Raw genomic sequence first — 24,483 nt, forward strand, 5'->3', positions numbered from 1 at the left:
AGCCCTCACCAGGCAAGATCAGCGGGGAAGTTGACGGACCTGCGGAGAGACCGACGGAGAAGGGCGGAGCGGGCGTGACGGAACCGCTGGAGAAGCGTCTGGAGAAGGCGATGGCCGAACTCCAGGCGGCCCAGGAGGCGGTCGCGCGCACCGAGCGCGAGCTGCGTCAGGCGTCGTTCGCGGTGCTCTCCTCCGACCGCGCGGTCCGCGCCAGCGTGGGCCCGCAGGGTGAGCTGACCGGGATCGAGTTCCTGGAGAACAAGTACCGCGACATGTCCCCCCAGGAGCTGGCCGCCAGCGTCCTGGAGGCGGCGAACGCGGCACGCGTGAAGATGAACCGGCATGTGATGAAGGCGATGGCGCCCTTCGCCGAGCCCAGCAGCAACGTGCCGGAGCTGAAGGGCTTCGAGCTGGACTGGGAGCGGATCTTCGGCCCCGAGGTCCTGCGCGACGACGACGAGGACAAGGAGCGCGGCGGCCAGGCCGCCCCCGCCTGGCGGGACGCGCTCGGCGAGGACGGGGAGGACTGACGATGGGACAGCGGTACTACGTCGACCCGCAGCGCATCGAGGCTCTGGCGGGACAGCTGGAAGAGATCGGCACCCTGGCCAGAAGTATGACCGAGGAGTTCCTCGACGAGCTGGCTCCGACGGTCAGATGGCCCGGTACGGAGGGCGAGTTCGCCGAGAAGGCCAAGCCGCAGGAGCAGAAGGAGCGGCAGACCACCAAGGACACCATGATGTCCATCCGTGACGCGCTGGTGGGGATCACCGACGCCACGGTCAGCCAGGTCCGGCTGATGAAGAACACCCGTGACGCCAACATCGAGGACATCGAGCAGAACAACAGAGAGATCGACACCCATGGGCTCGACGGCGGCCCGGGCGGGCATGGCCGCCGCTGACCTCCGCGCCGTCGGCCGCTCCCGCACCATGCCGGGAGCGGCCGCACCGTCCTGCCCGAGCGGCCTGCGGGGCGGCCCTCGATGAGCATGATGGCATCGCCCGAGGTCAACGCGATGATCTTCATCCTCACCGGGGAGAAGCTCATCGACGCGGACGAGGACCTCGCCTACGAGAGCCGCCGGCCGTACTCCGGTCTGGGCCGCAAGCTCGACAGGATGTCGTCGCTGATCGAGAAGTCCATCCACGACATCGCCGAGGTCATGCCCGACGACCTCTCCAAGTCGTACGCCAAGGCGATGGGCATGCTCATCGACGACGGCGGCAAGAACTACCTGCGCGATTTCGCCGAGCAACTCGACAAGATCGCCGAAGGCCGGCGCAAGACCTCCATGGACATCATGGAGTCCAAATGGCAGGTCATCGCCGAGGTCATCCGGCTGCTCATCGAGATCGCCATCTACCTGGCGATGTCCTTCTTCACCGGTGGCGCGTCGGCCAGCCAGATCATGATGGCCAAGCTGCGCAGCCGGTTCATGATCCTCGCCACCCTCAGCCACCTGCTCCAGCGGCTGCACATCGCGCCCTCGCTGACCGAGGCGTTCGCCGAGGCGTTCACCACCTTCGCGGTGCGGCTGGCGATGATGAACTTCGCCCCCAACGGCCGCCGCCCCGACGGCTTCGACTGGAACGACATCCTCAAGTCGGCCGCGTTCGGCGCCGCCGCAGGCTTCCTCACCAGCATTTTCGACGACTTCGCGAAGAACATCGTCAAGAGCTACGACAACAACTTCCTCAAGAACGGCCCGGACCTCAACTTCAAGAACAACCCCAACCTCAAGAACCCCCCGAACCTCGACTTCAAGAACAACGGCCCGAACCCCAAGCCGAACCCCGACCCCACCCCGAACCCCCGCGACAACACCCCGAAGGACCGCCCGGACCCCAGCCCGTACGGGAACGGCCCCAACCTCACGAACAACACGCCGACCACCTTCCGGAACAACCCGCTCTCCTTCCGGAACAACACCAACCTGTGGCGCAACAACCAGATCCTGCGCAACAACGCCGACCGGCCGGGCGCGCTGGCCGGGCACTACGGGCTCAAGGGGACGGCCGACTTCCTCGCCGCCGGCTCCGGCGAGGCGCTCGCCGAAATCCTGATCAAGGGTGCCTTCGACGGCGACTGGTCCACCAGCTGGTCCACCTTCGTCGGCGCGGGCATCAGCAGCCAAGTGGAGGCCACGCTCACCGACACCGCCCTGAACAGCGGCGCCGAACTGCGCCACGCCATTGACAAGTTGCGCATGCAGCCGCCGCCCACCGTCTCCGGAGGCAACAGCGACTCCGACACGCGGGACTCCGACGGGTCCACGCGTTCTCGCGACGGCGACGGCTCCGACCGTACCGGCGGTACCGACGGTCCCCCGCGTACGGACTCCTCGGGCGGCACCGGCTCCACGCGCAACTCGCCTCCGCGCGTCACGCAACAGAACACCGGCCAGGGGGACTTCACCGGCAGCCAGTCGCCTCCGCCCTACTCCACCGAGGCCCCGCCGCCGTACACCACCCTGGACCCGCCGCCGTACTCCCCGGGCCCGCTGCCCGTGACCGCCGCCGAGAACGAGCTGTGGCAGCAGGTCCACAACGGTCCCGCCGAGGTCCGCGAGCAGGCGCTGCGCGACCTCGCCGCCCTGCGCGGCTCCCAGCCGCCCGGCAGCACCGAGATCGGTGTCCGCGACAGCCTGCACAGCAACCTGTCACAGGTACCCGAGGTCCGGGTCGTGCCAGCCGGGAGCAGCCCCGCCGCGCAGGTCGACACTGACGAGATCCGCCGCGCCCTCGACAGCTTCGGCACGCCGGTCACGGTGGACTCCCCGATCACCACGGGCACGTTCGGCAACGGCTCCACGGGCAACTCCGCTCCCGGTTCCGCCGGGAACAACGCCGACCCGGCGGTGGACCTCGACACGGACGTGCGGGTCGACAACACCAACAGCGCCGACAACACCGTCGTCACCGGCGACCGGGACGGTGTCGCGTCCGAGGCATCGCCGGACAACTCGGTCGTGGGTTCCCCGGAGAGCACCGTCCAGAACTCTCCGGACGAGGTGGTCTCGCAGGACGACCGTACGGCTCCGGTGCCGGGGCAGGGGGGCGGTCCCGTCGCCTCCAACAGCCCCACCACCTCCGCCGCGCCGGGCACGAGCACCGGCTCAGGCTCGGGCTCGAACACCGGCTCAGGCTCGGGCGCCCGACCGGGTGGCGTACCCGCCGCCGGAGGCACCCAGACCCCCTCCGCCGCGCAGCCCCAGAGCACGCAGGGCACCCGTGACCCGGACGGCACGGCCCCGGCGGACGGCTCCCGGACCACGACCGACGACGCCTCGCAGATCTCGCAGTCGCCGGAGACTGGTACTTCTTCGGAAACCTCCTCTCCTTCGGAGATCAGCCCGCTGCCGGAGACCAGCACGCCACCGGCGACCACATCCTCGCCGGAGGCCGTCAACTCGGGCGAGAGCAACAGCACTTCGGGCTCCACCGAAAGCGACCCCACCCCGGCCCCCGACATCACCACCGCCCCGCCGAAGGTGGGCACCACCGGCTCGTACGCCGACACGGGCGACGTACGCGATGTCGGCGATGCACGAGACGTCGGCGGCCTGAGCGACGTCAAGGCCGGTCCTGCCCCGGCCGGGGGCCTCTCGCCCAGCCAGTCACCGCCGTTGACGATCGTCGTCTCGGAGGTGCCGCCGCCGGGGGAGGGGACGCCGGAAGCGGCCGAGCTGTTGGACGGGGCCGGGGTCGACCGGGCGGTCGTGCTCGGGCCGTCGGTCACGCCGGACGGAGCGGGGCGTCCGGTACGTGCCGCCGTCGAGCTGACCCGCGAGGGCCCGGGTGCCCCGGTCCGGGTCCGCCCGCTCACCGGCCCCCCGACTGCCGTGATGCCGGACGGCACTCCCGATACCTCGGACGCCGCGTTCCCCGGCGCGGACGTGCTGCTGCCGCTCGCCGACGCCCTCGGACCGGCCCCTGCCACCACCTCCGGCCCCGCCACGCAGAGCACCGCGACCACCGACAGCGACCCGGTCATCGCCCCGGCTACGCGCCCGAAGGTGGTCTCGGGCGCGACGTCTTTCGTGGATGGCAATGGAGCCGGCCCGGACTCCACGGCCGCCGGCCTGCCCGCCGCGGCCAAGCTGGCCACCCTGTCCCGGCCTTGGACCGACACGGCCACCGACCTGTACCTGGAGTCGGGCAACAGCAACAGCAACAGCAGCGGCGACAGCAACAACAACGGAGTCGGCGGACACCGCCCCGGCGGCGGTCGCGGGCCCGGGAACGGCGGCACCCCGCCCCCGCCGCCGCCCACCAGGTCGGACAACTCCCCGGCGCCACCCCCTGTGGCGCTCCCCGTGGCGCCCCCGCCCACGGGGCGGATCGTCGTGCGGCCCGCGAACAGCGGCGCTACCGCCGACAACGGAAACGGTCCTGCACGGCCCTCGGGCGAGCCGCTCGTCACCACCCTGGACGGCCACACGGTGCCCGTCGCGCAGCTGCGTCGCTGGGTGCCGAACGCGACTGCCAAGCCTGAACCGGGGCGCGCCGTACAGACGTTGACCATCTCGCAGGGCCCGGCCGAGGACGGGAAGGCGCACAGCGCGGGGCGTCGCGCGCTGCTGGGCCAGGACACCTTCCGCGGCGTGCGCACCACTTCCGCTCAACCGGCCCCGGGGACCGTCGCGGACCCGCCCGCCCGCCGTACCGTGTTCACCGGCCCGCCGACCGCGCTCCCCGGGTCGGGCACCGAGCGCGGCGCCGACTACCTCGCGGTGCACGGCACCTCCCGTACCGTCACTCTCGGTACCGAGAACGCGGCGCGACCCACCGTGAAGGTCAGCGGCGTACAGCTCGGCGAGGTGCTCAAGTCCTGGGCGCAGGACGGCGATCAGGACCGGCCACTGGTGCTGTTCTCCTGCGAGACCGGGCGGCAGCCGCAGGTGGCGGGCCTGCCGGTGGCACAGCACGTGGCGAACCGGACCGGGCGGCAGGTGTACGCGCCGACCACCGAGGTGGGCACCGCCCGGGACAGGGACGGCACCGTACGCGCGGTGCTCACCGAGGGCTCGGACGGGCCGGGAGGGTGGCGGCTCTTCACCCCTGAGCCCAGCGGTGTTGACCTGGACGATCTGGCGCGCGACGCCGGCCTGCACGCGGGCCCCGAACCGGCCGACGCCTTCGCCCGGGCCCGTACCCTCCAGCAGATCCGCGCGCTGCGCGAGGCCCTCGGCCCGGATGCCGAACAGGGGCCGGAGAACAGGGAGTTGCTCGCCGGACTCGCCTTCGTGGACAATCTGCGCTGGCTCAGCCCGGACACCGCGGCCCGCTACGGCGACGGCCGGATGACCCCGGACCTGCTGCGCCGGATGGTCGTCGACCGGGGCGGTGCGAAGAGCGGCACCACCACCGATCCGGGCGCCGATCCCACGGTCGAGCAGTACACCGAATTCCTGCGCGCCGCAGCCGAGTTGCGTTCCACCGCAAGGCCCGACACCACGCTCGACGCCCTGCTGCCCCCGCCGCCGCCCGCGCTCCCGCCCACCACCCTCGTGTCGCCGGAGGACGCGCGCGGTCTCTCCTACGCGCCCTCTGCGCAGATCACCTGGTCGCTCTCCAGCACCCCGCTGCCACTGTCCGAACTGGGCCTGAGCTCCGAGGACACCGCCGAACTCGCCCGCCGCAGGCCCGACCTGGCGCCCGCGTCGAGCCGCCCGGAGAGCCTCGCCGAGGACATGACCCTCCTCAGCAAGGCCACGCCCGGCACGGCGGACACCGTGAACGCGGACGGCCTGTCCTTCCGGCGACTGGACACCCCGGGCGGCGGAAACTGCCTCTTCCGGGCGGCGCTCGACAGTGCGCGCAGCCAGGCCGTACCACCCGCGTGGGCCGCACGGAACGTCGCCGGCCTGCGCCGTCTGCTGAGCGACCGGATCACCGAGTCCGAACTGGGCGACGCCGTGGCCCTGGCGATCCCGGACCCGGTGTTCTCCGTGGTGGACGACCTGCGGATGCGCGCCGTCGCCGGGGCGCAGGACCCGGCCGAGCGGAGCCGGATCACCCAGCTCTGGAACCGGATCGCGCAGGATGTCGTCACCGGCGGCGACGCCGGCGAATGGCAGCGGATCCTCCGGGAGAGCGACTACCCGCACCTCGCAGACGTGGCGCCCACCCCCGCCGACGCGTGGCGGCTCGGCGCCAAGGAACTCGTCGGCGCGGCGGCCGAGCTCCCGGCACTGTGGGCTTCTCCCTTCGCCGACCAGCTCCCGGAAGCACTGGCACACACCCTCGACCTCGATCTGCGGCTCGTCCAGCCCGACCCGCGGTCGCCGGGGACCACCTTCGTCAACACCCTCAACCCGGGCGGCCAGGGCGGCGCCCTGCACCTGGCCTACAACGGCACCGACCACTACGACGCCCTGGTCCCGGCCTCGGCGCCGCTCACCCCCGTACCGGACCCGAACACCACCCCGGACCCGAACACGACCACCACACAGGATCCGGCCACCACTCAGGACCCGGCCACCCCGGACCCGGACGGCTCCGACCCCTTCGGGGAGTGGCTGCGCAGCATGGGCGGGGTCACCGACCTCGACGGGCCCGAAACCGAGGGGGCCCCCGACCGGGGTGACCCGGTACCGCTGGAGACCCAGCTCGAACGGCATCGCCCGGCCCGGCTGCTGACCGGCCAGGACGCCCGGCCGCCAGGCCCGGTACCGACCACCGTCACCTTCGAGGACGGCAGCCGGCTGCCCACGATTCTGATCCATCCGGACGCCGACCCGGGTGACGGCACCCCGGCCGGTCGGCCGGACGGCACCCCGCGCGGTCGCCCCACCGGACTCTTCACCGGCCCCGGCAAGACGACCCTGCGCTCGCCCGAGCAGGTGGCCGAGGAGATCCTGAGCAAGCTGCCGAAGAAGCTGCGCGCCCAGTTCGACGAGGCGGAGCTGCTGCGCCTGCTGACCGAGCAGCCCGGCGCCTTCACCGCCCCGCGCGGCGCGCGCTTCGTGGGCCGGGAGAAGTCCGGCGTCGGCCACGAGATGACGGTCGAGGCCATCCCGTACCACCGCTGGGAGCGCTTCTCCGACGTGAACGGCGGCACCGTCCGGCTGGACACCATGCGACGCGGCCAGGCCGGTACGGGCGGCGGGCGCAGCGTCGGCTTCGGGCGCCGGATCGCCGGAGGGCTGAGCATGGGCCCGCCGCTCAACTGGCTGCTGAAGATCGGTGTTTCGCTGGGCTGGACCCGCAGGACCGACTACGCCCAGGGCACCCAGGCGTACAACCAGTCCGAGTGGCGCGCCCACGAGGGCTCGCACCTGCACCTGGACGACGTCCACTACCGGGTGCGGGTGGACCGCGTCACCGAGGCACCGAAGACCACCGGCCCCGACAATTCGTCCGGCCGGGGCAGTACCCCGGGCAACCAGCCCAACACGCCGCTGCCGAAACCCCATTGGCAGCGTACGCAAGTGCACTCCGCGGAGTTCGCGATGCGCGACGGGCTGAGCTGGCGGCTGCCGGACGACCTCACCGTGCCCTACAAGGGACCGCAGCGGGCACCGAAGACGCTCACTTTCCCGGACGGGGTCGAGCCGCGGATCACCGACACCACCGGGCTGCACCTGACGGATCCGCCGGAGGACATGGCGTTGGCCATCTCCGGGGCGCGGCCAGGGAGTTCGGCGCACCGCACCCTGGTCTCGTACGTTCGTCCGGGGCGGCTGCTCGCCCTGTTCGGCCGGTTCTCCGGGCCGGTCACCGGGCCCGAGCTGACCCGGGGCAGCGGACAGCACCCGCTGGGGCACCTGATCGTGGAGCGCTCGGTGCCGCACCGGGCCACGCTGGTCACCGAGTCGGTCAAGGCGGAGTTGCGCGACCTCACCCAGACCACTTACCAGAACGAGCGCGGCCACGTCCGTGACACCCGCCTGGGCGTCCAGGTCACCGCCGGGCCGAACTACACCCTCCTCGGCGCGGAGACCGATGTGCGCCTCCAGGGCGGCCCGTTGGTCCGCGCGGACCTCAGCGCCGGGCGCGGCCACTACCTCGGCGTCGACGCGGCCCGGAAGACCACCGGCCGGGTCCGCAACCACCCGATCGCCCTGTACCGGGTGGAGCGCACCCTGATGGTGCGCAAGCCCGGCGAACCGCCGTCGGCCGCCCGCCCGGTCCGGGTGGTCAGCCTGGACTGGATCTCCACCCAGGACGCCCGACGCCTCGCGGGCTGGGACAGCCGCACGCCCGGCCAGGCGGGCCCCAACCCGGACGCCGAGCCGCCGGTGCCGTGGTACCTCACCCGAGAGGACCCGGTCCACCTGAGCGGTCAGGTCCGCGCCGAGGGCTTCCGCCCCGTCCGCCCGCAGACCCAGGTGCAGTCGCAGTCCCAGCCCCAGCCTCAGACCCAGCCCCAGCCCCAATCTCAGGTACAGCCCCAGACCCAGCCTCAGCCTCAGCCTCAGCCTCAGCCCCAGCCCCAGAGCCAGCCGCAGGGGCAAAGCCAGAGTCAGCAGCAGCCGCAGGCTCAGCAGCCCGTCCCCCAGGACCCCATGCGGGCCTTCGCGGACGCCGTCCTGGACACGCTGCACCGCTCCTACCCGTCGCTGTTCGTCCCGCCGCTGATGCTGCGGCACCCGCGGCTTGCCAAGTTCTGGTACGGCGACGGGCGGATGCGGACCGCGCTGCACAACGACCGCCAGGTGCGCGAGGCGATGAACCGGCCCAGCCTGGCGCAGAGCCTGGACGACCTGACCACCACCGGGGTGCCGGTCACCCTCACCGAGGACGGCAAGGTGCGCCGCGGCCACCACACGCTCATCCTCCGGGCACGCCTCACCGACCGGCAGTTCGAGACCACCATGAGCGAGCGCTCGCTGCGCAACGCGGTGATCGGCACCGAGGTCTCGGGCCAGGGGCAGCAGGCGTCCCTCACCCTCTCCGGAGGTGTCGAGCTGGGCGTCTCGCCCCGCGACCACAACAAGGTGCCCGGCGTCGGGCTGCCCCGTCAGGCCGGCAACGTGACAGTCGGGGTCCGTCACGCCAAGACCGACCAGAAGGCCACCAGGAACACGGTCGCGGTGGCCCACGACCAGCTGACGTTCCAGACCGGCGCCGACCTCTACAGCTACCAGGTGGAGCTGGGTGCCTCCTTCGAGGGCCACCGCCGCCCGCGCGGCTGGGCCCGGCTCGCCTCGGTCGGCCTGCTCGGCGCGGGCGTCTTCGTCAGCAAGGTCGAGGAACGGCCACTGTTCACCCGGGGCAACGAGACCGTGGGCCGGGTGGAGCTGGCCGTGCCCGCCGCGCACGGCTCCGACCGCCACGCCCCCGCCGACCCGCCGCCCACCGGGCCGGCACCGGCGACCGCGGCCGTACCGCAGCAGCTCTCCTCCACCGAGGCGGACCAACTCCTCGACGGCACCCGCCCGCTGCCCAGGACGGACTCGCCCGACCGGCAGCTCACTAAGAAACTGCTGAGCGTTCCGCACGTGGTGCTGAGCGCCGAGGGCGGCCCGCAGCGCCAGCAGCTCATGCAGGACACCGCCGACCGTGCCTCGGGCACCTCCTGGCACGTCAGCGCACCCGGCGCCCCGGTGCGCACCGCGCTGCGCCGGGCGATGGCCAACCTCAGCGTGGCCGGGCAACTCGGCCAGTATCTGGGCCCGTTCGGTTCCCGCGTCGCCGGACTCAACGGCGCCGGACCGTTCCGTACCCATTACCTCAAGGCGGCGGTCCGCGGCGAACTGGGCAACTTCCGGGTCAAGAGCGACCCGAAGCCGGCCAGCCTCGAGGCCACCATCGGCAACGAGCACCGCGTCGCCGGCAGCACGAGCACCGTCTCCCGTACCACCGTCGGCCTCCAGGGTGCCGACATGCCGCTGCAGCAGGCCCCGGGCCAGTCGGCGGTGGTCGGCTCCTACTCGACCGCCCTGCAGTACGCCTGGGGCAAGGGCCGCAGCGTCTCGCAGACCCTCACCCGGGGACGCAACACCACCCTCACCTTCGCCGGGCGCATGTACCTGGTGGTCGCCGACGCCGCCGAGACCGTCGCGGTACGGGACCGCTGGACGGCCGCGATGGGCACGGTGGGCACCCGCGCCGGCGCCCGTATCAGCTCCGCGGCCGGCCGGTTCTCCGAGCGCCTCGGCGACAGTCTCGCCCCACGCCGGGCCGCCGCCGCGCTCCAGCGCATCCGTGACGCGGTGATGTTCCACCTCCCGATGCAGGACGTCATCGAGGCCGGGCTCGCCCGGGACGGCCTGGGCATCACCACCCCGCACAACCTCGGCGGCGGCTACCGAGTGCCCCCCTACCTGCGCAACCGCCGCTTCCCCACCCACCCCAGCGGCCAACTCGACGCCGGCCCTGCGGCACAGCAGCTGATGGGGCAGCTGGAGAAGATCGGGGTGCCCTCGCACGACCGGGAGCAGGTCCTCCAGCGGCTCTCCCCGGACTTCCTCCGCGGCCACCTGCACGAGCTGACGACCGACGGGATGAACCTGCCGGTCCGCTACCGCGCCTGGTCCAGCCCGCACCACCTGCCGGTCGGCGGCAGCCCCGGACAGGTCCAATTCAAGCTGACTCCGGTCACCACCACCGTGGACAGGCTGCGTACCGGCTACGAGCTGGAGGACTACCGCACCATCGCCCGCGACGACGCCGACGGCACCTCCCAGGACCGCGGCGCCGACGTGACGCTCAGCGCCGGTCAGCGCGCGGCGGAGAGCGGCATTTTCGTCGCCAACCCCTCGCTCCAGGGCACCGCGGCCAAGCAGCGGTCGAGCACCCGGACCCGGACCGCCGGCACCACCGCGATGCCGAACATCGCCACCACCCAGGCGCACGCCGAGATCGTCACCAGCTACGTCCTGACCGTCACCATGACGGACGCGACCGGTGATCCGCTCACCCCGGGCGTCAACACCCCGGTCGGAAGCCTCAATGAGATCCTCCCGGCGAACCTGCTGACCCCGGACGGCGACGGCGCCGACGGCGCGCTCACCGAGCAGGACGTGCCGGAACCCGAACGCGCGGTGAAGATGCTGACCGCCGCCCAGGCCCGCCCGGAGGGCATCGCCGCCTGGCGCACCTCCGCCGCCGGGGACGGCACCGGTGGCGCCGACCCGGACATCCTGCCCTTCGACGACCGGATCGGCTCCGGCATCCTCGCCGTGGACATCCGCGGCGCCGCCAACGTGCAGGACGCCCTGACCCTCGCCACCGCGCGCGCCGACGGCCTCGGCGACAGCGACCTCGGCAAACGGCACACAGGCAAGGTCCTCGGCTCACGCGTGCGCATGGCCCGCCAGACCCCGCTCACCGGCCTCGGCACCGCCGCCGCCCAGGCCCAGCAGGAGGCCACCGCGCAGGGCGGTCTGACCGCCGGTTTCCGCGAGGCGCTCGGCGCGAACGGCTCACCGCTGCCCGCCCAGGCCTCCGCGCGCCTCTTCGGGCAGTACCACACCGCGGACTCCCGCCTCTACGCGAAGATGCACCGCCGTGGCGCCCGCCTGCTCGCTGTGGAGAACAAGCCGCGCATGGAGGCCATGCAACGGGCGAAGACCTCCGACGCGCTGGAGGCCGGCATCACCGACAACGTCGAGGGCGCCGTGGGCACCGCGCCGATGGCGGGCAACAGCAACGCGGGTGTGACCAACCCGGGCGCCACGGTCCCGATCGGTGGCTCGAACGACGGCACCGTGCTCAAGGGCACCGCGGACACCACCCTCGGCACCCACCTCAAGGTCGTCACCGACCGGAGCATGCTCTTCGCGCTGCCGGTGAGCTGGCTGTCCGTGGCCGAGGCGGACCACCGCATCACCGACAGCCGCCCGCTGTACGCGCTCGGCAAGGCCAAGCGCGGGCCGCGCGCCGCCGAGGCCGAGACCACCGCCCTGGTCTGGCTGCGCGAGGACATCGCCCGCGACTACGGCCTCCTGGACGACACCACGTTCCCCGACGAGGTCCTCGCGGCCTGGGACGACCTGTCCAAGGCGGCGGGCGACCTCGCCGCGGCCGAGAAGGGTTACTACGACGCACGGGCGCGGGCCCGGGAGACGTGGCTCGACCTGAGCCCGGCGGAACAGGCCGCGCTCGGCGACGACAACTCCGGTCCGCCGACCGATCTGCCGCAGGACATGGTCTGGTCCCCAGCCGTCGTCGCCTGGCAGGCCGCCCGCCAGGAGGTCCACCGGTGGGAGCAGCACACCGACGCCGCCGCCCGGGACCACCACCGGCTGCACCTGGCCGCCTCCCGCCTCACCGCGCACCACCAGGGTTCGGCCTCCGTCCCGGTGCCGGACCGGCCGCAGGAGTACGCCGAGCCGGGCTGGCGCTCCGAGGCACCCGAGCCGTACGTCATCACCGACGGGACGGACTCCGCCCCACGCACCCTCACCTCGCCGGACGGCGCCACGGTGCGCGAGGTGCACGACATGCCGCACGACGGCGCCTCGTTCTTCCACGCGCTGCTCGCTGCCGCCGAGGCGCGAGGCCGCCTGCCCCACCTGCTCGGCACCGACCTCGCCGACCGGTTCACGGGCGCCTCCGGCGACCCGGCGGTCACCGCGGAGGCCATCGGCACCGCCCGCGACCGCCTCGCCTGGGAGCTGGGCGAGGACGGCAACGGGGACCTGCTCGACGCCCTCGCCCTGGACGCCGAGGACACCTTCACGCAGGACGAACTCGACGCTGCGGGTGTGCAGTTGACCCCGGCGCAGCAGACCGAGTTCGATGTCTTCGGCCGACTCCCGCAGACCTACTGGCCGACCCCCGCGCAGCGGGTGGCGCTGGCCACCGCGGCCCTGTCCCGCCCGTTCGCGAGCGAGCCGCTGCAGGACGGCGGCACGGAGCGCCCGGACGGCGAACCGGCCCGGCCCGAGCGCCGCGCCGGGGATCACGGCGGAGCCGACCTGCTGCCCGCCCTCGCCGCCCGCGTCCTGGGCACCCCGCTCACCGTGGTGACCGGTGAGGGCCGCGACCAGCTCTTCCTCCCGCACGGCACCGATCCGGCCGCCGTCGACCCGGCCACCGATCCGGTCCTCTTCACCACCGACGGCTTCTTCCACGCCGCGCTTCCGCCCGGGACCTCGCCGCCGGTCGCCACCCCGTTGCCGGCCCCGGCGGCGGTGACGACCGGTACGACCGCGGCAACTGCGACGACCGCGACGACCGCGACCGGTACCGGTGCGAACACCGGGACATCGGCCGTGGGGACCTCGGGTACCGACACCACGACGAGCCCCGGGTCGGAGCCGCGGTCCGCGCAGCCGCCCGCGCACCGCAGCCACGCCACCCCGCCCTGGCTGCCGCCCGCCGACAGCAGCGGCCCGCGCTACCGCCTCGACCGCGACGGCGTCCTCACCGCACCCGACGGCGCCACCTACACCCAGGTCGCCCCCGCCGGCCGCGGCAACGGCTTTTTCGGCGCGCTCTCCACGGCCTTGCGACAGGCAGCGGAGCAGCCCGGACTGGACCGCCAGGAGGCGGCACGGCTGCGCATGCGCGCCGGGGCGACGCCCGCCCAGCTGATGCGTCTGAACGGTCTGCCCGCCGACTCGGCGGAACGCGACTCGCTCTTCACACCCCCGCCCCTGCGGACCCACCCCGGCGAGCCCGCGCCGAGCCAGGACGCCCGCGAGGGGCATCTGCGCCGCCACCTCGCCGAGGCCCCGTGGGGTCCCGGGGCCGACCGTGCGGTGGCCCGGTGGGCCGCCGCCTCGACCGGCACCACCGTCACCCTGATCGAGGAGAACGGAACCGCCCACACCTACCCCGGCCCGTCCGGCGACAGCGGTCCGCACCTTCGGCTCCGCCGCCGGGGCGGGGACTTCGTCCCCTTGAGCCTGCACACGCCTGCACCCACGCCGAAGGCTCCCGCGCCCAAGGACACGGAGTCGAAGGCACCGGAACCGAAAGGCTTGGAGGCGCCGGAGCCGAAGGGCCCGGAGCAGAAGGCCCCGGTGCTGGAGGGTTCCGAGCTGAAGGGGCCCGAGCTGAAGGGGCCCGAGGCACAGGTCACGACGTCCGTCGACACTGCTACGCCGGTCCCGCCCGTGCCGGATCCGGCCTCGCAGGACCCGGCTCTGCAGAACGCGGCCCTCCAGGACGCGGCCACCCTTCCGCTGCCCCCGTCACCGACGGGCAGCGACCTCGCGGGTCTCCTGGAGGAGGAGGCGTACGAGCTGAGCACGCTGTCCGGCACCGACGCGGGCTCCGACGCCCCCGCGGACTCGGACACGGCCCCCGCCGCACCGGAGCCGGTCCTCCGTCCCTTCAAGTTGGGGAACTTCGAGTTCACCAACCTGAACCAGACGGAGAGGTACGTCGACAAGGCGGTCCGGATCGTCGAGCTGCTCGACGAGCACAGCACCATCAAGAACTACGTCGGCGGCCGCCCTGTCCGGATCACCCTGCATGTGCGCACGACCGAGACCCCGGCCGACGTGCGCGACCTGGGCGACGACGGCGTCCAGATCAACCTCGCCAGTTATTACTTCGAGAAGTACGACATCGGTTACATCATGGGGATGCTGGCCCACGAGATCGGCCTGCACCCCCTCGCCTCGCGCAACACGGAGATTCCGGAGCAGGAGGAGGCGTACCGGGGTATGCCCCTGCCGGTGCCGGGACTGACGGACCTGAAGACGCCGCGCTTCATGAACACCGAGGGGGCGGGCCAGGCCGACCACATCATGGCCGCCTACCCCCGTACCATCCGGCACGGCATCTACCGCGACATCGTCATAGAGATGGCCAAGGTGCTCGCGCAGCACGCGCGGGTCGGCGTGACGGGCGCCAAGTCCCAGGACGTCACCGACCTCTTCGACACCTACCTGATGGACCTCGCCTCCATCGCGGTCACCAGCGACTACCGGATGAACGCGGTCAAGGAGCCCAACTACACGGCAAAGGTCTACAACGCCTACAAGGAGATGCTCCGCGCCCAGTTGGCGGAGAACACCGCTCTTCGGGACCTCCTGCCGTCGAACAAGAGCCTGTTCGGCGTCGCACGGTCCTTCACCCAGCTCGCCACCAGCATCGCGACCAACAACCGCGGCGACAGCATCCAACAGCCCGTTGCTCCGGACCAGGCCGGAGGCAACACCGGCGAGGTACGCCCCAGACTTCCCGAGGCGGGCACCGGCCCCGCGCCGCAGACCGCGCCGTCCGCCACCTCGCCGACGCGCGGCTTCCCGCGCGACAGCCGACCCCGGTTCGTGGTGCGTTCAGGCTTCGACGCCCGGCGGTTCTCGTACCAGGGCAAGCCGGTCACCGACCTCACCGTCCGCATTGCGATGCGGGGCACGGACGGCCAGGCCACGCGCGTGTTCGACCAGCTCAACGCGGGCGTGAGCGAGTTCCTGAACGACCCGGACTACCGCCTGCCCAACGGCGACCGGCTGCACGTGACCGTCGAGCACGTCGATCCCACCGATGCGCCGCACCTGACCGTGAACCTGGCGGGCCGGGACCAGGCGATGAACCAGACCACCTGGTGGTCCGACGCCGCCCCGGTGCAGATGGTGCATGAGCTGACGCACCAGCTCGGTCTGCGGGACGAGTACCGTGACGCCGACTCCCCGCACCGCCCGCACATCCTCGGCAGCCTGCTGGGCGACCTCGACGGAGCTACCGAAGACGCCTCCCTCGCCCCCGCCGGCCTGCGCGACCGGCACATGGCCCTGCTCGGAGCGCTCATCGGCGACGTGACCCCAGCGCCTCAGCAGAACGGCGACCAGGCCGACCAGAGCTGGGCGGCGGCCCGGAGCGCCGCCGCTGCGGAAACCCGCGAGTCCATCTGGGTCGACCCGGTCTCCCTGCCCCGATCCGCCGACGGCCCGGCAGTCACCGAGGTTCCGGCTCACATGCAGCAGGACTCGGACACGGCCCCCGCCGCACCGGAGCCGGTCCTCCGTCCCTTCAAGTTGGGGAACTTCGAGTTCACCAACCTGAACCAGACGGAGAGGTACGTCGACAAGGCGGTCCGGATCGTCGAGCTGCTCGACGAGCACAGCACCATCAAGAACTACGTCGGCGGCCGCCCTGTCCGGATCACCTTGCATGTGCGCACGACCGAGACCCCGGCCGACGTGCGCGACCTGGGCGACGACGGCGTCCAGATCAACCTCGCCAGTTACTACTTCGAGAAGTACGACATCGGCTACATCATGGGCATGCTCGCCCACGAGATCGGCCTGCACCCCCTCGCCTCCCGCAACACGAAGATCCCCGAGGAGGAGGAGCTGTACCGGGGCATGCCCCTGCTGGTACCGGGACTGGAGACCCTGAAGACGCCGCGCTTCATGAACACCGAAGGCGCCGGCCAGGAAGACCACGTCATGGCCGCCTTCCCCCACACCATCCGGCACGGCATCTACCGCGACATCGTCCTGGAAATGGCCGGGGTGCTCGCGCAGCACGCACGGGTCGGCGTGACGGGCGCCAAGTCCCAGGACGTCACCGACCTGATCGACACCTACCTGATGGACCTCGCCTCCATCGCGGTCACCAACGACCACCGGGCGAGGGCGATCAGGGACCCCAACTACACGGCAAGGGTCTACAACACCTACAAAGCCCAGCTGGCCGAGCACATCGCCCAGGACAGTCCCGTCCGCCCCTTGCTGCCCGCCGACAAGGGAAGGTTCGGCGTCCTCGGAGACTTCGCCCAGCTCGCCACCAGCGTCGGAACCAACAACCGCGGCGACAGCATCCAGCAACCCGTTGCTCCGGACCAGGCCGGAGGCAACACCGGCGAGGCACGCCCCAGACTGCCCCAGACCGACACCGACACCGACACCGACACCGGCACCGACCGCACGGCGACCACCGGCGTCCCGGCCCGTATGCCGCAGAACCCGAACACGACGCCCGCAGCACCGGAGCCGGTCCTCATCCCCTTCAAGTCGGGGAACTTCGAGTTCACCAACCTGAAGCACACGAACGAGGGGTACCGCGACAAGGCGGTCCGCATCATCGAGCTGCTCCGGAAGCACGACACGATCCGTGACTACGTCGGCGACCGCCCTGTCCGGATCACCCTGCACCTCCGTACGACGGAGACTCCGGCCGATGTGACGGACCGTGGGGATGCCGGTGTCGACATCAACCTCGCGAGCTACTACTTCGAGAAGTACGACATCGGTTACATCATGGGGATGCTGGCCCATGAGATCGGCCTGCACCCCTTGGCCTCGCGGGACACGAACATCCCCGACGAGGAGGGTATGTTCGCGGGGGTTCCGCTGACGGTTCCGGGACTGACGGACCTGAAGACGCCACGGACCATGAACACCGAGGGTGCCGGTCAGGCCGACCACATCATGGCCGCCTTCCCCAGCAGCACCAGGCACCGGATCTACCGCGACATCGTGCTGAAAATGGCCGGTGTCCTGGCGGAGGATGCGCGAACGGGGGAGGAGGGCGCCAAGCCCTCGGACGTCACGGACCTGATCGACACCTACCTCATGGACCTGGCCACGATCGCGCTCACCAACGACCGGCGGAAGGACGCGGCGTGGGAACCGCGTTATACGGCGAAGGTCTACAACGCCTACAAGGCGCAGTTCGCAGCGCAGTTGGCGCAGGACAGCCGGGTGCGGGGTCTGCTGCCGGCTGACAAGAGCTGGTACAACGTCACGAGCAACTTCCTGGGCCTGGGCAGCAGCGTCGCGTTCAACAACCAGGGCGACAGCATCCAGACCAGCACGCCGACGCCGAGCGGCAGCGACACGGGCGAGGCCCGCCCGCGGCTTCCCCAGGGCAGCACCGACGCCGGGCTTCAGAGCGGGCCGTCCGGCACATCGCGGCCGAGGGGGCCGCGTGACAACCGGCCCCGGTTCGTCGTGCGTTCCGGGTTCGACGCGCGGCGGTTCACGTACGACGGTGATCCGGTCACCGACCTGACTGTCCGCATCGCGATACGGGGCACGGACGGGCAGGTCTCACGCGTGTTCGGCCAACTCAACGCGGGTGTCAGCGAGTTCCTCAACGTTCCCGGTTACCGGCTGCCGAACGGTGACCTGCTGCACGTGACCGTCGAGCACGTCGACCCGGCCGACGCTCCGCACCTGACCGTGGACCTGGCGGGCCGGGATCAGACCATGGATCAGAACACCTGGTGGGCGGATGCCGATCCGGTGCAGATGGTGCATGAGCTGACGCACCAGCTCGGTCTGCGGGACGAGTACCGTGACGCCGACTCCCCGCACCGTCCGCACATTCCGGGGAGCCTGCTCGGTGACCTCAACGCGGACCCCGAGGACTCCTCACTCGCCGTCGCCGGACTGAGGGGTCGGCACCTGGCTCTGCTGGGTGCGCTGATCGGGGACGTAACCCCGCAGCCGGAGGGAGGCGCGGAGGAGGACACCGAGCAGACCTGGGACGCGGTGCGTACCGGCACCGACCCGGTCCTCCGCGAGTCCGTGTGGGTCGACCCGGTCTCCCTGCCCCGACCGTCCACCGACGGCACGGCGGTCACCGAGGTCCCGGTCCGTATGCCGCAGGACCCGAACGCGACCTCCACCGCTGCCGCCGAACCGAACCTCGTTCCCTTCAAGTCGGGGAACTTCGAGTTCACCAATCTGAAGCACACGAACGAGAGGTACCGGGACAAGGCCGTCCGCATCATCGAACTGCTGCGGGATCACCCGACGATCAACGAGTACATCGGCAACCGTCCTTGCCGCATCACCCTGCACCTGCGGACGACGGAGACTCCGGCGGACGTGAGGGACCGCGGGGATGCCGGTGTCGACATCAACCTCGCCAGTTACTACTTCGAGAAGTACGACATCGGTTACATCATGGGGATGCTCGCCCACGAGATCGGCCTGCACCCCCTCGCCTCGCGCAACACGGAGATTCCGGAGCAGGAGGAGGCGTACCGGGGTATGCCCCTGCCGGTGCCGGGACTGACGGACCTGAGGACGCCGCGCTTCATGAACACCGAGGGGGCGGGCCAGGCCGACCACGTCATGGCCGCCTACCCCCGTACCATCCGGCACGGCATCTACCGCGACATCGTCCTGAAGATGGCCGACATGCTGGCCGAGGCCGCGCAGGCCGGCGTGGAGGGAGCCAAGTCCAAGGACGTCACCGACCTCATCGACTGCTACTTGATGGACCTCGCGTCCATCGCGATCACCAGCGACTACCGGATGAACGCGGCCAAGGAGCCCGGTAACACCGGCAAGGTCTACAACGCGTACAAGGCGCTGTTTGCTGCGAGTATGGCCGAGGACAGCCCCGCCCGTGCTCTGCTGCCCGCCGACAAGGGGATGTTCGGCGTGGTGCGGGACTTCACCCAACTCGCCACCAGTCTCGCCACCAACAACCGCGGCGACAGCATCCAGCAGCCCATGTCGACGGAAGAGGCCCGCCCCCGGCTCCCGCAAGGAACCGACAGCGTTCAGGGGACCGAGGAGAGTATCCAGCAAGCCCTGCTCGGCACGCCCCAGTTGAGGGGTCCGCGCGACAGCCGACCTCGTTTCGTGGTGCGGTCGGGCTTCGACGCGCGGCGGTTCACTCACGACGGCGAACCGGTCACCGACCTCACCGTCCGGCTCGCGATAGGCGGCCCCGAGGGTCAGACCACGCTCGTGGCCGATCAACTCGACGCAGGTGTACGGGATTTCCTCAACAGTCCTGCTTACCGGTTGCCGAACGGCGACCGCCTCCACGTCACCGTCGAGCACGTCGCCCCCTCGGACTCCCCGCACCTGACCGTGGACCTGGCGGGCCGGGACCGAACCATGGACCAGAACACCTGGTGGGCGGACGCCGACCCGGTGCAGATGGTGCATGAGCTGACCCACCAGCTCGGTCTACGGGACGAGTACCGTGACGCCGACTCTCCGCACCGTCCGCACATCCCGGGCAGTCTCCTCGGCGACCTGAACGCGGACCCCGAGGACTTCTCGCTCGTTTCCTCAGGTCTGCGGGGTCGGCATCTGGCCCTGCTGGGTGCGCTGATCGGGGACGTGACCCCGCAGCCTGAGCCAAGCGGACAGGACGGCGAGCAGAGTTGGGATGCGGCTCGCACGGCCACCGATCCGGTCCTCCGGAAGTCGGTGTGGGTGGACCCGGTTTCTCTGCCGCGGTCGGCTGACGACGGCACGGCAGTCATCGAGGTCCCGGCTCGCATGCCCCAGGACCCGAACGCAACACCAGCCAACGCCGCCGCTGAACCGACCCTTACGCCCTTCAAGTCGGGGAACTTCGAGTTCACCAACCTGAAGCACACGGAGGAGAAGTACCGGGACAAGGCCGTCCGGATCATCGATGTGCTGCGGAAGCACGACACCATCCGCGACTACATCGGCAATCGCCCCTGCCGTATCACCTTGCACGTGCGGACGACGGAGACTCCGGCCGATGTGACGGACCGTGGTGATGCCGGTGTCGACATCAACCTCGCGAGCTACTACTTCGAGAAGTACGACATCGGTTACATCATGGGGATGCTGGCCCATGAGATCGGCCTGCACCCTCTCGCGTCCCGCAACACGAACATTCCTGACGAGGAAGGCATGTTCGCAGGGATGCCGTTGACCGTTCCGGGGCTGGCCGACCTGAAGACACCGCGGATGATGAACACCGAGGGCGCGGGTCAGGCCGACCACATCATGGCCGCGTTCCCCAGCAGTACCAGGCACCGCATCTACCGGGACATCGTGCTCGACATGGCCAAGGTCCTGGCAGAGGACGCGCAGGGCGGCGAAGAGGGCGCCAAGCCCGCGGACGTCACGGACCTGATCGACACCTACCTCATGGACCTGGCCACGATCGCGCTCACCAACGACCGGCGTAGGGACGCGGCGTGGGAACCGCGTTATACGGCCAAGGTCTACAACGCCTACAAGGCGCAGTTCGCAGCGCAGTTGGCGCAGGACAGCCCGGTGCGGGGTCTGCTGCCGGCCGACAAGAGCTGGTACAACGTCACGAGCAACTTCCTGGGCCTGGGCAGCAGCGTCGCGTTCAACAACCAGGGCGACAGCATCCAGACCGTTTCTCCGGTGCAGGCCGGCACCTCGGCACAGGCCGACAGCGTCACAGGCGAAGCCCGTCCCCGGCTTCCGCAGGGGAGCACCGACACCGCGCTCCAGACGCAGCTCCCCGGCACATCGCAGCCGAGGGGGCCGCGTGACAGCCGCCCCCGCTTCGTGGTCCGGTCGGGCTTTGACGCGCGGCGGTTCACGTACGACGGTGATCCGGTCACCGACCTGACCGTCCGCATTGCGATACGGGGCACGGACGGGCAGGCCTCACGCGTGTTCGACCAGCTCAAGTCAGGTGTCAGCGAGTTCCTCAACGTTACCGGTTACCGGCTGCCGAACGGTGACCTGCTGCACGTGTCCGTCGAGCTGGTTACGCCTTCGGGCTCGCCGCACCTGACCGTGGACCTGGCCAACCGGGATCAGACCATGGACCAGAACACCTGGTGGGCGGATGCCGATCCGGTGCAGATGGTGCATGAGCTGACACACCAGCTCGGCCTGCGGGACGAGTACCGCGACGCCGACTCCCCGCACCGTCCGCACGTCCCGGGGAGCCTGCTCGGTGACTTGAACGCCGACCCTGAGGACTCTTCGCCCGCCGTCGCCGGACTGCGTGGCCGGCACCTGGCGCTGCTGGGTGCGCTGATCGGGGACGTAACCCCGCAGCCGGAGGGAAGCGCGGAGGACGACAGCGAGCAGACCTGGGACGCGGTACGCACCGGCACCGACCCGGTCCTTCGCGAGGCGATCTGGGTGGATCCGGTCTCCCTGCCCCGACCGTCCACCGACCGCGCTGAAGTCGCTGAAGTCACTGAAGTCACTGGGGTCCCGGCCCGTATGCCGCAGGGTCCGAACGCGACGCCTGCTACCGCTGCGGAGCCCGATTCGGGTCCCTTCGTGATGGAGAACTTCGAGTTCACGAATCTGAAGCGTTCGAATGAGCGGTACCGCGCGAAGGCGGTGCGGATGGTCGATGTGCTGAGGGATCACCCGACGATCAAGGCGTACGTGGGCGGCCGCCCTGTCCGGATCACTCTGCATGTGCGCACGACCGAGACCCCGGCCGACGTGCGTGACCTGGGCGAAGACGGGGTCCAGATCAACCTCGCCAGCTACTACTTCGAGAAGTACGACATCGGCTACATCATGGGGATGCTGGCCCACGAGATAGGCCTGCACCCGCTTGCCTCCCGGAACCGGGACATCCCCGATGAGGAGGAGATGTTCCGGGGCATCCCTCTGCCGGTTCCGGGGCTGGCCGACCTGAAGACGCCGCGCACGATGAACACCGACAACGCGGGTCAGGCCGACCACATCATGGCGGCATTCCCCAGCAGTACGAGGCACGGGATCTACCGCGACATCGTGCTGAAGATGGCGGAGATGCTGGCGGACTTCGCGCAGGCGCATGTGCCCGGAGCCAAGCTCCGGGACGTCACGGACCTGATCGACTGCTATCTGATGGATCTGGCGTCTATCGCGATCACCAGTGACTATCGGGTGAACGCGGCCAAGGAGCCTGGTAACACCGCGAAGGTCTACAACGCCTACAAGGCGCTGTTCGCTGCGCGTATGGCTGAGGACAGCCCAATCCGTGCTCTGCTGCCCGCCGACAAGGGGATGTTCGGCGTGGTGCGGGACTTCACCTCACTGGCCGCAAGCGTCGCCACCAACAACCGCGGCGACAGCATCCAGCCGCCCACGCCGACGGACGACGCCCGCCCCCGACTCCCGCAAGCAACCGACAACAGTCAGCAGACCGAGGAGAGCATCCAGCAAGCCCCGCCCGCAACACCGCAGTTGAGGGGTCCGCGCGACAGCCGCCCCCGCTTCGTGGTGCGGTCGGGCTTCGACGCGCGCCGCTTCTCCTACCAGGGCGAGCAGGTCACGGACCTCACCGTCCGGCTCGCGATACGGGGCCCGGAGGGTCAGACCACGCTCGTGGCCGATCAACTCGACGCAGGTGTACGGGATTTCCTCAACAGTCCTGCTTACCGGTTGCCGAACGGCGACCGCCTCCATGTCACCGTCGAGCACGTCGCCCCCTCGGACTCTCCGCACCTGACTGTGGACCTGGTGGGCCGGGACCGCGCGATGGATCAAAGCACGTGGTGGGCGGACGCCGATCCGGTGCAGATGGTCCATGAGTTGACCCACCAGCTCGGTCTGCGGGACGAATACCGTGACGCCGACTCCCCGCACCGCCCGCACATCCCAGGCAGTCTCCTCGGCGACCTGAACGCGGGCCCCGAGGACTCTTCGCTCGCCGTCGCCGGTCTGCGGGGTCGGCACCTGGCGCTGCTCAGTGCGCTGATCGGTGACGTCGACCCGCAACCTCAGAGCAAGCAGGACAGCGAACAGGGCACCGAGCGGCACACCGAGCAGAGCTGGGACGCCGCCCGCACCGCTACCGAGCCGGTCCTCCGCGAGTCCGTCTGGGTGGACCCGGTCTCCCTGCCCCGACCGTCCGACAGCGGCGCGGCAGTCACCGAAGGCACCGAGGTCCCGGCCCGTATGCCGCAGGACCCGAACGCGACCCCCACCGCCCCAGCAAGGGCCTACGTGCCGTTCTCGTCGGGGAACTTCGAGTTCACGAACCTGGCGCACACGAACGAGAAGTATCGCGACAAGGCGATCCGCATCATCGATCTGCTGCGGAAGCACGACACCATCAGGGAGTACATCGGCACCCGCCCCTGCCGCATCACCCTGCACCTGCGGACGACGGAGCCCCCGGCCGACGTGAGGGACCGTGACGATGACGGCGTGGACATCAACCTCGCCAGCTATTACTTCGAGAAGTACGACATCGGCTACATCACGGGCATGCTGGCCCACGAGATCGGCCTGCACCCGCTCGCCTCCCGCAACACGAACATCCCCGACGAGGAGGAGATGTTCCAGGGAGTCCCGCTGACCGTGCCGGGGCTGGCCGACCTCAGCACACCGCGCACCATGAACACCGAGGGTGCGGGTCAGGCCGACCACATCATGGCCGCCTTCCCCAGCAGCACAAGGCACCGGATCTACCGCGACATCGTCCTGGGAATGGCCAAGATCCTGGCGGAGGACGCGCAGGCCGGCGAGGAGGGTGCCAAGGCCCAGGACGTCACCGACCTGATCGACTGCTATCTGATGGACTTGGCCTCAATCGCCCTCACCAACGACCACCGGACGAACGCGGCGAAGGAGCCGAACTACACGGCGCGGGTCTACAACGCCTACAAAGACTTGTTCCAGGCCCAGTTGGCGGGAGCCACTGCGCTCCAGGCCCTTCAGGCCCTCCTGCCGTCCAACAAGAGCATGTTCGGCGTGATGAACGACTTCCGGCGCATCGCCACCCACGTCGCCATCGGCAACAGCGGTGACAGCATCCAGCAGGCCGGTACGACCTGAGGCGCGTGTGTCTCTGACGCACGCGCCTCCTGGCGCACGATCGGGGCGGCCGGTTCTATCGGGAAAATCCTCCGGCCTCGAACGACCGGGTGATGGGAGCCGTGTGAATCGAGAGGTTCACGCACGGT

General features: G+C 70.6%; 3 protein-coding genes. All 3 read left to right on the forward strand.

Annotation, left to right across the window (positions count from 1 at the left end; translation table 11 throughout):
• The first annotated feature begins 74 nt into the window (after positions 1–74).
• The 3 genes from SLUN_RS30530 to SLUN_RS30540 all read left to right on the forward strand — a co-directional run bounded on the left by SLUN_RS30530 (position 75) and on the right by SLUN_RS30540 (position 24,355).
• Entirely contained in the window at positions 75–530 is a 456-nt protein-coding gene (locus SLUN_RS30530) for a YbaB/EbfC family nucleoid-associated protein (RefSeq protein WP_108153178.1), read from the forward strand.
• Positions 531–532: 2 nt separating this feature from the next.
• Positions 533–904: a hypothetical protein gene (locus tag SLUN_RS30535; protein ID WP_108153179.1), complete on the forward strand. Its 372-nt coding sequence runs from the start codon at positions 533–535 to the stop codon at positions 902–904.
• Positions 905–985: 81 nt separating this feature from the next.
• The gene (locus SLUN_RS30540) at positions 986–24,355 is read left to right on the forward strand and encodes a hypothetical protein (RefSeq protein ID WP_108153180.1); all 23,370 of its coding nucleotides are present in this window, start codon (positions 986–988) and stop codon (positions 24,353–24,355) included.
• Positions 24,356–24,483 lie beyond the last annotated feature (128 nt).

Origin of the sequence: Streptomyces lunaelactis (assembly GCF_003054555.1) — a bacterium.
Classification (GTDB): Bacteria; Actinomycetota; Actinomycetes; order Streptomycetales; family Streptomycetaceae; genus Streptomyces; species Streptomyces lunaelactis.

What these genes read in the sequence shown, in the direction of transcription:
- SLUN_RS30535 (WP_108153179.1), top strand. Translation starts at nt 533, where the DNA reads ATGGGACAGCGGTACTACGTCGACCCGCAGCGCATCGAGGCTCTGGCG.
- SLUN_RS30540 (WP_108153180.1), top strand. Translation starts at nt 986, where the DNA reads ATGAGCATGATGGCATCGCCCGAGGTCAACGCGATGATCTTCATCCTC.